8 protein-coding genes are annotated in these 14,247 nt (G+C 33.6%); 5 read left to right on the top strand and 3 right to left on the bottom strand.

Going from position 1 to position 14,247, the window contains the following annotated elements; genetic code table 11:
* Positions 1–625 precede the first annotated feature (625 nt).
* Together UABHE_RS16180 and UABHE_RS16175 are read left to right on the top strand one after the other, a co-directional pair.
* Positions 626–3,742 carry a HEAT repeat domain-containing protein gene (locus UABHE_RS16180; RefSeq protein ID WP_372371371.1) on the top strand — a complete coding sequence of 1,039 codons (3,117 nt, stop codon included), beginning with the start codon at positions 626–628 and terminating at the stop codon, positions 3,740–3,742.
* A 409-nt stretch (positions 3,743–4,151) separates the two neighbouring features.
* Positions 4,152–5,849 carry a protein kinase gene (locus tag UABHE_RS16175; protein WP_372371370.1) on the top strand — a complete coding sequence of 566 codons (1,698 nt, stop codon included), beginning with the start codon at positions 4,152–4,154 and terminating at the stop codon, positions 5,847–5,849.
* Positions 5,850–6,032: 183 nt separating this feature from the next.
* Here UABHE_RS16175 and UABHE_RS16170 read toward each other — a convergent pair whose 3' ends face one another.
* Entirely contained in the window at positions 6,033–7,601 is a 1,569-nt protein-coding gene (locus UABHE_RS16170; protein WP_372371369.1) for a DMT family transporter, read from the bottom strand.
* Between the two features lie 907 nt (positions 7,602–8,508).
* Between UABHE_RS16170 and UABHE_RS16165 the strand changes: the two genes are divergently transcribed.
* From UABHE_RS16165 to UABHE_RS16155, 3 genes are all read left to right on the top strand, one after another.
* Positions 8,509–9,270, top strand: a complete 762-nt coding sequence (locus UABHE_RS16165) for a hypothetical protein (RefSeq protein WP_372371368.1) — start codon at positions 8,509–8,511, stop codon at positions 9,268–9,270.
* 778 nt (positions 9,271–10,048) lie between these two features.
* Positions 10,049–10,426 carry an STAS domain-containing protein gene (locus UABHE_RS16160; protein ID WP_372371367.1) on the top strand — a complete coding sequence of 126 codons (378 nt, stop codon included), beginning with the start codon at positions 10,049–10,051 and terminating at the stop codon, positions 10,424–10,426.
* 374 nt (positions 10,427–10,800) lie between these two features.
* Positions 10,801–12,132: a hypothetical protein gene (locus tag UABHE_RS16155; protein ID WP_372371366.1), complete on the top strand. Its 1,332-nt coding sequence runs from the start codon at positions 10,801–10,803 to the stop codon at positions 12,130–12,132.
* An 80-nt stretch (positions 12,133–12,212) separates the two neighbouring features.
* On the opposite strand, the gene UABHE_RS16150 is transcribed toward UABHE_RS16155, so the two are convergent.
* Both UABHE_RS16150 and UABHE_RS16145 read right to left on the bottom strand, forming a co-directional pair.
* Complete coding sequence (locus UABHE_RS16150; RefSeq protein ID WP_372371365.1) at positions 12,213–13,304, bottom strand: leucine-rich repeat domain-containing protein; 1,092 nt, start codon at positions 13,302–13,304, stop codon at positions 12,213–12,215.
* 559 nt (positions 13,305–13,863) lie between these two features.
* Positions 13,864–14,052, bottom strand: a complete 189-nt coding sequence (locus tag UABHE_RS16145) for a hypothetical protein (RefSeq protein WP_372371364.1) — start codon at positions 14,050–14,052, stop codon at positions 13,864–13,866.
* Positions 14,053–14,247 lie beyond the last annotated feature (195 nt).

The following is a 14,247-nucleotide window of genomic DNA, read 5'->3' as shown; positions in this document are numbered from 1 at the left end:
CTAAGTGACTTGGCAAAAGTACTGAGTTGAGAAAAGGGTCAAGGTCATTTAATTCTTTTTTTCTTGATAATTTACATTCATTTTTTTTCTTCGATGTTACGAAGGTAGCAGCTTATAATTGAGATTTTTTATTTGTCTTCAATTTATCTTAAATTTCAAAAAGAGATTTTTGCTATAATAATTACCAAAGGATACTACCCTAAAGAACAAATTAATTTGGGAAAAAATATGCTGCGGTCAATTGTCTCAATGCTGGTTCTTTTGATCAAAAGAACTTCCAAAGACCGTGTTTTTAAAGGATTAAGAGTTAAGATTAAGATTTCTTGAACCTACAGATTACTCACTTATACTCTATTTCTTTCCATGCCTGTTCTGTTAGTACCAGCTTACTTCTTCTTGTATTTCTTTTCGCTTTTGCCTTTGACATTTCTATCTCTCCCTCAATACACTCTTTGGAAGATACACTTTATCTTAATAACAGCAATTCGTCAACAGCATCTAATCACTACATGATATGGACTACCAAGAATTTATGTAAATTTTTAGTAAAAAAAATTGGTGGGTGATAGAATATAAAAGATGAAGGAACTAAATGCATTAAAGCCCTACAATGAACGGAATATATATGAATAAAACTTTTATTTGCGGATTGTTTCTTGTAATTGTTCCTCTCTTTTCCCAAGAGAGCACAACAGAGATAATTGAGAAACTAATTATTTCCAACAACATTGAACAACAATTGTTAATGGATCTCGAAAAAAGAGATCCTGGTTTTACAGAGACAAAACCGTACCTTATAAAATTACTTCTACAAGAAAAGAAGGCAAAAAAAGCGATACGTCTTCTAAAAAAAATAGACCATTATTGGAACAAAACCAATGCGGCGAGGGACATTGTTTCGCAATTGATAGAAAAATACAAACATAGTCAGCGCTGGCAGGAACGAGCTTTAATTTGTCAATCTTTGGGAGAACTCGGGGAGACCGCCTATGAAGCTATTCCAATGTTAATAGCAGCTGATGCTTATAGAACAGGAAGTATCTTCGATGGACCTTATAGAAAAACACTTAATAAGATTATGCCACAGTGGAAAGATTCACTTATTGCTCATCGCACGATACTTGTGATTTTAAAATCAACACCATATTCGATTTATGCTTCTGCTGAAAAAATAATAAGCACCATTAGGTCTATTGATCCAAACTGGACTAGTTTACCTGAAGTGCGGAAGGCCATTCCAAATATTGTCGCTGGTTTTGAAAGTGGGCATGCGTCTGTTGCCCAGACATCTATCAAAATTCTAAGAAAAATAGAGCCTAACTGGGCGCAGTTGCCCGTTGTTCAAAATGCTTTAGACAGTCTTCTGCGAAAAAACCTCGACTACTATGGAAAAGCGGCTGCTGCTGTCGCCGAAAATATGGGAAACGCGGTAGATGAAAGGCATACTCCTACTTTGATTCGCATATGTAAAAATCAACCGAACTACGATATTATTGCAACGCTTGGCAATATGAAGTCGCACTCAAAAGAAATCGTACCTCTTTTAGTTAATGCCTTTCATAGCGAGGACAATAATCTGCAAAACGCTGCTTTAGTAGGCTTGACTTCAATAAAAGAAGTTCCCCATGAAATTTTTATGGAAGTGATGAGTAAGCTAAAAAACACAAATTTTGTCGGTTATAGAGTTTTAGGAGCTCTACAACAGACTAAAAACCCTAAAGCAATTCCCTTTCTAATCAAAGCTCTCAAAGCCAAAGATGCGCGCTTTCGTTTCGAAGTAGTTACCACTTTAACAGGATTTGGTATTGTTCCTAAAAAAGCAATTCCTATTATTGAAAAAGTTATCCAAACCGACGAAAATAAATGGCGTAGACAAAGCATGATCGACGCTTTAACAAAAATTCGCCGCGATTCTACGCAATACAAAAACAAAGAGAAATCACAACAAATCATTGAGCATCGTCAGAAAAAAGTAGCGCCCCAAAAAACCCAAAGTAATCCACAACACTTTTCTCGAAATAAAAACTCTCCCATGGCTAGAATCTCACAATTGGAGATAGCTCTTGCTACCGTTCATAATCTTATGCAGCCTGCTCCGATTTGTTACACAGCTTGTAAATCATTGCCAAATCTGAAAATAGACTTTTCGCTATGGAGTACAGAAAAACGAACACAGGTAATCAGGTCTCTACTCCAAGTGTTAGAGCAACATCCAAATTGGTTTGTTCGCTTTAAGGCAGCAAAGATGGCTTATAATATTGGTATTACAAAAGAATTTGTAGATGATTTCGTTTTGCAATTAAACTCCGAACCGCAAATACGCGCTTATATCATAAAGACTTTGGCAAATTTACGCAAAGGTGCAGAGAGCACACTAGTACCTATTTTAATGAATACAACGCATAATAATTGGATCATCCGCGACGCTGCCCTTGAAGCAGTGCAAAAAATGACCCCGAATTGGCATCAATCACTTTCTGACGCGCAAATTATTATTCATTTTATTGAAGTTATTAGAAATGCGAAAGGTGTTGTCGCTGAAATCGCGACAGCGAATATACGTAAAATCGATTTGGAACCGCATAGCGATGAAATTGCACTGCATCTTATGGATTTGTTTTCACAAAAACAGAAAAATATACGCCAAGTCTTGACAGCTATAGATACCGATGCGGTTACGATTGTTCCACTACTAGCAAGTATAGCAAGTGACACTCCTTGGGATTTAAAGCATCAAGTCATTCTCACATTACAAAGTATGCAAAAAATCCCCATTGCACCTCTTATAGAAATGGCAACAGACACACAATCAATCTCAGAAATCGCCTTCTGGTTTTCATCTAGAAAAGTAAATACAAAGGAAGCGCGCGCCTTTATGAGAAACGCACTCAACAATCCACAAATAAGCAACCGTAATATGATCGTAGAGTATCTAGGCAAGGTAAGAGATCACAAATCTCTTCTCAAAATAGTTTCTTGTTTAAATGTAGATGATTATTCTACACGTTCCAGAGCAATTGACGCCATTGGAAATTTCGGTCCCTCTGCAAAAAAATATGCGACAGTCCCACTCATTGTAATTAAAACTCAGGACTCTGGTCTTGGCAGACAAGCTGATAAAGCTCTAAGTAAAATTTGCCCAAATTGGAACACACCTGAAATAGTCAAACAAGTTATTCCTAAACTTGTACCTGGAATTGCCCAAGCAAATTCATACAGGCGTAAAAAAACACTAGAATTTCTTCGAGAATTAGATCCAAATTGGACACAATCGCTTGGTGCACAAAAGGGATTGGCACCTGCAGTGGTCGATTATATTTATTTAAGCGAGTACTCCAAAAAAGGATTGTCTGAAATATTCGCGAAAATCAATCCACAATGGGTAAAGTTAGGAAAACAAGAGTACATTCGCACTATCGACAAAATCAAAAACTCACAAAGATTTTACGAGTATATGACAAGCACCACAAATCTCAAAAAATTGAATCCACTAATAAAGCAATACATAGCAGTTTTAGAAAAAAATCTTACCCAAAAGAGTTTATATAACAAAACGATGCAAGATCTAAAAGACCTAAATAACTCTTTGCAGCAAGTACAAAAACAAGCAACGAATGCTTACAATACACAGCGTAATACAGAAAACTTATCTAATTATGCACAAACGAAATGGCCGATTATCTTTGCAACGTTAGAAGAGATTGCAATTCCTATTCAAAATCTTTTGGAAAAGAAAAAATAAAAAGAAAGTGATAAGGTTTTAATCTTTTTTTAAAAAAGGATAAATAGTCAGGTATTCATGTGGTTGTTTGACGAGTAAACCTCTTTCTCTCACTATCTTTATTTGCCGTAAGTCACTAATGAAATTCCAACTTGCTGTTTTTTATTTCTCGTTACTTGTTGAGTTTAGTACCGAATTATTAGGATGAGTTTTAACGTATTGTTTTCTAAACACCAAAATAGTAAAAGTTAAGTTTTTTTCAGTAAGCGAATGTCACTTAAACCAATCACTTGTAGGCAAAATTATTTCTAATAAATTTAAAAAATGATACAATCATTTGAAATTTTTATATTCAGATTTTAGTAACGTAAGTTGTGTTTAATTCTTTTACTTCAAACATAGAGATCAAAAATTCGGATTAGAGGAAAAAATGCAAAAACTAGTAAAAAAATATGCTACTACTTGCGAACGCTATAAAAGCGTAAATAACAACTTGATATTATTGGCTACTTTTTTGGGAGGTATTAGTACAAATATTGTCGTTGCCCCTTGGGAATCACAAGGCCTATTATACAGAATCATACTTTTTCTCGTTGCAACAGCCTCTTTTGCCTTTTTTAGCGCTGTTATCTTATCTATGTATTCAAATATCTGTTTGAATCGTTTTCTCTCTGGAGCAGATAATGCCAATGATGCCGAAAAAGTAACAATGATTTTACGTAATTTCTACTCTAGCGGGGTTGTGTATAAAGACTTCTCTCAGCAATTATGTGGTGTGGGTATTGTTAGTTCTCTCGTCTTTATCTTTTTGCACTTATGCGAAATTGACATTGCAATAGCGTTCTTATCTTTGGTTCTATTTTTTATCGTATCCATTTATGGGAAATCTTATATTCACAAAAAATCACAAAAAATATATCGCCATGCGCAAAATAGGGTAATGAAAATTGTGGAAGCTACGATTAAGGAAGAAACAACGAGTAAAGATTTCCAGCAAGATAAACTTGAGAAAAAAGAGACAAAGCCAGGGCCATCTGTAAAAAGTAAAGAGCCCAACTCAAAACTAGAAACTTTCAAGTCTAATAATAACCAAGTAAACGATAAAGCCGTGCAAAAAAAACCAACGCATTCCCGTGAATCTATCTTATCAGCATTTAATGAATCTAATAAAAAGCACTCCCATGAATCTATTTTGGCAGCATTTAATTCTCCCAGTGATTCCCAACCTCAAGGTTCTAATTCTATACCAAACACAAACTCTTCCTCTAATCTACAAAAACCTATCTCGAAATCAATGCCTCAAAAAGTGACAGCTACTCAAAAAAAATTGATTAAAGATCGCTGGGAAATATTAGAAAAACTTTCATACGAAAGTTCTATTGACTTCTCATTCTATCAAGCAAGAGATATCATTAAAAATAGACGTGCAACAATTGCAATAAGCGGTAGAGATGCAATAATAAAAGTGCTAATGCCTTGCTGGAAAGTACTTGAAAACCTACAAAACCCAGGCTTAGTTAAAGTTTATGACCTTATCCTTCACAAAGAAAATTTAGTTATTGTCATGGAGGAAATCAATAAAACACTAGACAATTTTATGACGATAAAAGAAGAAGAGCTAGCCAACAAATTTATACTAGAAGTTGCAAAAACGTTATATTTTCTTGAAGAGAATGATCTATTTCACCATTGTTTCAATCCCAAATACATATCTATCAACGATAAAATGAAACCTAAGATTTATTGGGCTGGCATTCCTAAAGCAGTAGTAGAGCATGAAACAAAAACAGCCCCTGATAAAAAAACAATAAAATTATTTAGCTATCTATCTCTAGAATCACTACAAAAAAATAACCATGTGACTCTTACTTCTAACATTTATACTTTAGGCGTTATATGGCATCAATTACTAACCGGTAAAAATCCTTATGACAGAGAGTATCTAGATAAGATTTTTTACCAAAAAATAAAAAACGAAATTCCATCTATTCGCGAGGCATCACCAGATGTATCCGAACAGACAGAGAGAATGGTTTTACGTATGATGTCAAAAGAGCCTTCTAATCGTCCTCAAAGCTTTCAAACGATTGTTAATTTCATTTCTAGGAATCTTCAACATCGTCACTAGTATGCGGAATTAAAGGGGGCAATTCTGTTAGAATAAGATTCTGAGCTTTTGCAAATTTTATGGACAACAGCGCAGTAGGACCAACTCTTTTGTCCCTATTCTTCCCTAACATGGTTCGAAGGGAGGTTGCTCAATCTGTCTATCTTCGTGATAAAGGTCTCTCCCCTTTTTATTCTATTTTCATTAGAGTCCTTTAAATCCAATGCCAGAGTCCATTAGTTCTTGAGGATGCATCTCTGACGGTGAAGTTTTACGTGGTTGCAGCGCTGCTCCATACTGAGCAAAGAAAATTCCTCCGAGAATGGCAACTCCACCAATGAGTTGTGCCGCAGTAGGAATTTCTGTCAAAATAATTAACGCAGCAAGAACACCGGCGATGGGAGTAAATGAAGTCATCAGTGAAGCGTCAGATGCGGTAGTTTTTCTCAAACCATGAAACCAGCACAACTGTCCAAATACAATGATAATGGAGCCATAAAACAACATCCATTTCCACAAAAATGGAGAAACTAAATCAGAAAAGTGCGATGGGCCCAACATATACATAGCAATCGCAAAAAATAGTAATGTTCCAATAAACAAACGCAACACAGTAAGAACTCCCAAAGGAATTTCCATCAAATAACGCTTAGTTACAATCGTAGAAAGGGTAAAAGAGACAGCTCCTATTGCAGCTAAGATTTCACCTTTTCCTAGACTAACATCTGTATTTTGTTGAATCACAACAGTAATAATTACGCCACCAAACGCAATAAATGATCCTGTGATTTGCCAAAAATTACTTTTCTCTTTCAGAAACAATATAGATAGTATGAGAAGTAAAGGTGGCTCTATTCGTCCAATAAGTACAACATTTGTCACAGTTGTCTGTCCAAGAGCAATGACAATCACCGTAGGTGCAATTGCAACAGAAAGAGTAGAAACCACACCTATACTGACCCAATCTTTTCGCGTCAGAGATCGAAACGAGGACCACTTCATTTCACGACGATAAACACACATGAGAGCAATGAGTGCGCAAAAGTTTCCAGCAAAAAGCACATTGCAAAACGTAATGGGGTTATGACCAGCAATTAAGTTTTGCTCTCCAATTTCAATAAGCTTTTTTACTATGGCATTTGAAGAGGCCAAAATAATTACCGCAGTAAGTAAAAACATTTTTCCTGGAATTTTATCGAGAACATCCTGAAATCTTAGAGCAGCATACTTTACCTGTCGTATACTATAAGAACTATTACGCGTCTGGATTTGCGACTTAGCTAATTCTAACATATCGCGATTATCAAAGTGCTCCGCGAGAGTCTCTTCAATTTGAGCAATAGACAACCTATGAGGAAATAAAGCCGCTGTATCAAACCACTTTTCTTTATTATAAGATAAAAAATGGTGATCTTTTAAACGGCCGTTTTGAATATACTTTACAATGAGCGATGTATTAAGCGGGCCTTGAACACGTGCGGGTTTCTTAGGCGTTTTTACATACCAAGATGCGTTTTTTACATCTGTACACGCAAAGTTTTGCTGTAAAGTTTGCAAGACTTGCGTCGACGAGAGAATATTGGGAAAGACAGTAGCTACTTCTTGCCAAGATTCTAGATCAAATGATATACAGTTATGTGCTTTTAACCTACCTCTCTGAATATAGTAAGTAAGTTCTTGAGTAGTAAAGGGACCTTGCCCGTTTACTGCCTTTTTATCTCGCTTGATATACCATTTATGGTTTTCTAAAGATTCAGGTATTGATAATTCCATAGGTTCCTCGTAAGAGCATCTGAGTTGTACACCTAGGACGTTTTACGCCCTAAAAATCCAAGTTTTCTTCCATATATTTTACAAAAACTTACCGTTTAGCAAAACTATTTCCAAAAAGATGAGAAATATTAGTCTTGTGCCAGCGGTAGCTAATAAGGCATTAGTTTTTTTGGTATGAAACTGAATTAATAATAGAATAGTTAGTGCAAGTACCTCACTGTATTGCTAAAATTTAAATTTTAACCCATAAAATATATGCAAAGCGCAACTATAATCCTACAAAAAAAAGTAGCTAAAAGCATAGAGACATTTGATATTATTATATTCTAATGCGTAGGGATAGACATTGAATTGGGTGAAGAGTACCATGAACTTTATGATGCTTTTTTGGTATGATAAAGATGCTGATAAAAGATGAGGCTCTCGGAACCAACTTACAGGAGAAAGTTCCAAATCACCTTAAACTGCTGTGATAAAGAGTTATGGTAGTGAGCGTAAGGAAAAGGCATAAAGAATATGTCAGACAAGAATCAAGGAGATGAGCAAAAGCGACTGAAGACATGTCGAAAGTGTGTGAGTCCAAGCCAGGAAAAATCAATAAGAAACCTGTTTACTATATTGATGGCATCCGGCATATAGGTCACATGAACTTGATTTAGGTTTTTATACGGAACTTGAAAACCCGTCGCGATGTAAAAGGAAAAATTCAAGTGAAGGCCCGACAAGAATGAGAGAATAGCACCAATAATAAAAAATACAAGGCTTAGTAGTTCTTTTCATATAAGAACACGCTGTTTAGTTAATCGCAAATAAAATGTTCTTTTACTTTATTGTGAGCAAACCAAAATTGCGTCACGGTAAAATTTTCCTAATTTTCTTCTTTTATTGATTGAAAGGCAAAATTCAAATGAGAATAGTCATTTTGTTGTTTGTTGCTATAGGCATAGTTATTTCGGCAATGTATGATACGGAGTATTTGTTAAGTGTATTGTGGCTTGTGGCTTCGCCTGTTGCTGTCGTATATGTATTTTGGGAAATTGGTAAAGATTTTTGTGGCATACACGCTTTTGGGCGTAATAAAGTGGCTTTTTATCATTGGATGGGCTTTCGTCCAACAGTCTTAACAATCCCCTTTAAAGTAAATGAGAATGGTGATTTGCAATACCTAATGGTACAACAAACTAGCGATTTACGAAAAAGAAAGCAGCAAAACGCTGATGCCGAAAATTCAATTTTTCGTTTTCCAAAACAAGCAGTTGTACATTCCGTAATAAGCGAAACGAAAGAAACAATGATAGATTTTTTAGGTATTCCACGTAGTTCATTTCGCATAAAAAATGATTTTCCAATATGCTGTATAAAAAGCAAGTATAGCCAACAAAAACCATCACTTGAAGGAATGTATCTATTTCCTCCTAGAGGATTAGGTTTTATAGGTATGTTAGTTGAAATTGACAAAGAAATAAATAATTACTCTTTAGGAATGCATTTATACAACATGCAATTTTTTAGTCGAGATGAAGTGGAACAACACTTAAAAAAAGTAGTTGATTGGGAAAAGAAAGAAGACCGAGCTCAATTTACACAAAAAGTAATCGCTGGAATCGATAAACACGAATCGATAACCAAAGAAAAATATGGAAAGTGGTTCGAACAACAAAACGAATAAGTTCGGTTTATTTGAAAAGCCAGACTCAATTTGTCAATTCTTGTGAATTTTGTCTTTCAATAAATGCCTTTTCAACATGTCAATCAGAATCTTTATGCAAAGATAGAGTTTTTGTACTATATGGATTTCCCTTAAAACCATATTCTTCCCAAATGTTATAAAACATAACTTTTCTCGTCTTCTTAAATTATGGTATTTTTTTTTACCATATAATACCATAAAAAAAATAAAGTAAACAAGTGCGGGATTGAGTCACTAACAATTTTATAGCTCAGGAGTACAGGAGTATTCAGTGACAGATTCATTACTGTCTAAAAAGCAATGATATTTCGATATGCGTGAAATTTTGGAATTGTGATAAAAAAGTATTTGTCTAACCATGTTGTCGGTTAGCCTATAAGATGTTACCATGGAGTACTTTACGTTATTTGCGCTTAAATCTAACACGAATGCCATATATTTAAGACGTGGTGCTGCATATTTCAATATGAAGCAATGCCAACACAATTAAAGATTTTGAGAGAGTACTTACAGTTCATCCCTATGAAGCGCACCGAGGTTTATATCTATCGTACAAAAATCTCCAAAACACAACCAAAGCTCAGCATCATTTTTTACAAATGAAAAATACAAACCAACAGAGTAAATTTTACAACCGTTTTCAGTTGGAATTTTAGTATGGTATTCTAGCCAGACTCGTCAATGTAGTGGGCCGGTTCATCGCAGTCTGACACTATGTAAGGCACTAATGTAAACTAATCAACTAAAGAGAAAAGTAATGAACTATGTAGACAAATGTATCGTAATTAATGAACTAAATATTACAATTGTGAAAATAACTGGATTTATCGGAAATGATCGAGACCACGAGTATCAAGCATTTCAACAATATTCTAATGAGTTGTTAAAAAACAAAAACTATTTTATCGTTTTCGATATTCAACTTGGGCATGTTAACAGTAAATTTTTGGGATTAATGGTCGAGATTTACGAGAAGTGCACAAGTAAAGGTGGTAATCTAGTATTATGTAATGTTTCAAACTACCTGATGCCAATATTAGAAATGCTTGGTATGACTACTATTTTTTCAATATTCCCAAATAGCGATGAAGCTATCAGGTACTTTGTAAAAAATTATTTGGAGTCTAGTTTATAATTGAGTTCGCAAACTATAATTTACTGAGCACAAGTAAAATTGTATTTGTTTTTATGGACAGCAATTTATTTGGATGTCGCCAAGCAAATTATAGATATGAACGATACGTTCTTAAAAACTTCAGTCTAGCACCGATTTAAATGATCCCTGAATCGTATTCTAGCTAGTACCAATTCTTCAGAATTAAGATAATGCACTAAGTTGCTTCTTGGCTCCGATTCTTTTGCGCATACAGAAAAACCTACTTTAATACGCTAAAAATATAGACTTGCAGAAGGTATTTTTTTTATATACAATTGTTATTTTAAAATTTCAAGCTATTTATAATAGCTAAAGATTATAATAGGTGCAGTATTCCTTATAGGAGAGTATAAATGGCGAGGAAAGATCGTTGTTTTATCATCATGCCGTTTCATAAAGATTTTCAGGTTGTGTGGGATGCGATTAAAAAAGCAGGAAAAAGATTTAAATATTTGACAATCGATCATAGTGATACTTCAATACCTAGCAAAGGGCAATTATTCCAAGAAATAAAAGAAAAAATAGCAACAGCTTCTTTTGTAATTGCTGATTTTAGTTTAGATCCTCGTTATAGAAATTGTCCAAACCCTAATGTTATGACAGAAGCAGGATTTGCACTAGGAAAAGGTAATAATCCTTACATCATTTCAAGAAAACCTATAAGTCCTCCATCTGATTGGTCACAAGTAAAAATAGCAGACTATAATCCTAAAGACCCTAATTTAGATGATTGGTTTGAAAAATTTTTCGAAAAAATAATGCTGGAACATGAGATAGATACCCAAAGAGCAGAATTGCGCAGGAATACTCAAGGAGAAAAATTAAACTGGTTGATTTCTATCGTTCAAGAACTGCGATCTAAAGCAAAAGAAACATATGAAATGGGAAGCTGGTCAGTGGGAAGCGCAAGATTTTCACCAAATAGTTATTCTTTTTCGATATCAAGTGAATTGCCTCCATCTGTTGATCAAACAGCTTTTTTTATTGAGGTTTATTGCGGAGTTTATTTTTCTGAATGGGATAGAAGAGAAAGTCCATTTCGCATCAAAGTCAGATTTCTTAACGAAAATAAAAAACAAATTGGAAACTTAGAGAATCATGAAATAAAACTTTCTAAATCTATAGAAATAATTCGCAATGAACAAGTATGGGAAGCTTTTGAGGAGAAACTTGATAGTTTATTACCTTCTCATGTTTCCAAATTAACTCCTCTCGCCAATGCCATGCAAGTTATGCCACATGTTGTTGATGGTTTAAAATGTATACAAATTCCAGGAAGCAAGTTACTCAAGAAAGGTAATTGGAGTAATTCTGGACATATGACCACTTACTGTCTAGAGGTTGATCAATCTCCGATACTATTTTTTATTGATTTTCAAAATTGGGAAGAACATTCAACTCCATACTGGATAAAATTTCAGCCTCACAATCCAAATGGGCTAAATTTGCAAAAGTTTAAAGGAGCAATAATCGAGAATCAAATATGGAATATACCAATTGAAGCCAAAAAATCTCCAGAAGAAATCATCAAAGGCTATACAAGTATACTTGTTAAAATAATGAGTTTGTATAAACCCAGTACACTAACTCATTCATTAGGAACTCAAGAACAATATTCCTCTGAAAAAACAACTCCTAGGCAGCAAAACACCGAAATAATTTCTCCTCCAAATAATCAAGAATAATTTTTTTCTTTGAAACTTGTAAAGAATCGCATGTTGAAACTTATAGATATGCGATTTCTCAGTACGAAATTGTTGCAGCATTATAAAGATATAATCACTTTGGGAAATAACAATCGAATTTTTTCTTTTTCCTCATTTGAGATATTATTGTTTTTAAGATTTATATTCTTTAATTTTTGAAGATTGCTAATCTCTTTTGGTATCTTTTCTAATAAATTATGGCGAAGGTGCAGTACTTCTAATTCAACAAGATACCCTATTTCTATGGGGAGTTCCTTAAGATGATTACTATGAACTTCGAGTATCTTCAATCGAGTAAGTTTGCCAATTTCAAAAGGAAGGATACTCAATTGATTCATTCCTATCTCTAAGGAGTGTAGTTGTTTGAAATTTTCTATTTCTTTAGGTAGTATAAATAATTGATTGTTGTTAAAAACCAAAACTTGTAATTTAGAAAGGTCTGTTATAATTTTTGGAAAATCTTGAAATTCATTATGGCTAAGATCTAAAAGCAATAAGTTTTTCAATTTTGCAAACTTTACTGGTAACTGCGACAACTTATTAGAAGCAATAATCAATGTTTTTAACTTTTGCAATCTCTCAATAATAGAAGGAATCTCGTAAATTTTATTATCTTCTAGTTTCAAAATCTCTAAATTCGTAAGTGATTTTATTTCCCAAGGGAATTTTTCTAGTTGATTGCTATTTAATTCTAAAACTTTCAATTGCGTTAAAAAACTTATAGCTCTAGGTAATTGAGTTAATTTATTCTCGTTAACATAGAGTTCATTTAAGTTTATCAATTCTCCTATTTCATCTGGAATTGTAATAAGTTCGTTCTCATTTAACTCCAAAATTTCGAGTTTTATCAACCGGCTAATTTTATTTGATATTTTAGACAATCTATTATTACTGAGATAAAGTTCTTTTAAGTGCCTAATTTTAAATATAATTGATGGTAATTCTTTCAGATTACAGTTTCTTAAATAAAGAACGCGTAAGTTGGTAAGTCTGGTAATTTGGTTAATATTTTCTCCAAGATCTGTACCACTTAAATCTAATGTTTTCACTTCTCTATAGTTGAATAATGCTTCTTCCATAGAAAAAAAATCTTGTGGAAATATAGCAGGTAAAACAAGCAAAACTAAATAAAATACTCGCGCAATTCTCATTTCTTGCTCCTGAAAAGTGATCAATCAAAACTCTAAATGTTTTATTTTTCGCAATTGTCATAAAACTTATTCAAAAGTAGCTCCTTCCACTATGGGAAGGAAGAATTTCTTGATCAAGAGAGATCACTCGGAAAATATAAACTACTACATGACAACAGTTAACGGACAGAATTAACGATAGAGATTATCATCCGTAGACCGTGGTCACGTTGATAGTCGAGCATGCAATTAATTCCTTCTTTTTATGGATTTGTTTTATGATTTTATTCTTGGCAAATCCATTTAGCACTTACTGTCAATATTACTGAACTCTTCTTTTAATAGCGAAGAATCTTGTCTAAATCATGGCAAAATAATGAGGCCTTCCAATATTACCATCACGCTCTGCTGTTAGTTTTAGTAAAATTTTGTTCAAAGACATTGTAATTGATCTTTATGATTACTCGGAAATAATTTTTTTATCTTCTTTTTTCTTTTTTTTATCTTTTCTTTTCTCTTTTAAATTTTTCTGCTTCGGTTTGGCTTTTGTTTTATTTTCTTTCATTTTTATTCCTTTAATTTAATTTTTTAAAATGGGTATTAGACATAAGATCAAAATGATGCCCAAAATAATCAGAAATGTATAAACAATATTTGCGACAAACATTTCTGATTGTTTTTGGTGCTCTTTTTCATGTTCATCTTCGTTTTTTTGATCTACAGAGTTATTTATTTTTTCTATAAGAAATTCTCTACCATCATTTTGCATGGTTACTTCCTACCATTTGGTTTTATTTAAGTCTACATCTCTATCTAATCAAATATCGTGCCACATATATTTAGAATGAGGAAATAACCAAGAACATTGCTTCTACAATAAAATGTTGACAAAATATACATTCTAAACAATGGTCAAATATGAACAAAGTGGTCAAATATAACCACCAATGCACTTTGCTTTTTT

The sequence above is a fragment of the Candidatus Uabimicrobium helgolandensis genome (assembly GCF_041508025.1).
Classification (GTDB): Bacteria; Planctomycetota; Uabimicrobiia; order Uabimicrobiales; family Uabimicrobiaceae; genus Uabimicrobium; species Uabimicrobium helgolandensis.
The sequence above is the reverse complement of the archived record's forward strand: the minus strand, read 5'-3'. Positions and strand labels throughout refer to the sequence as shown.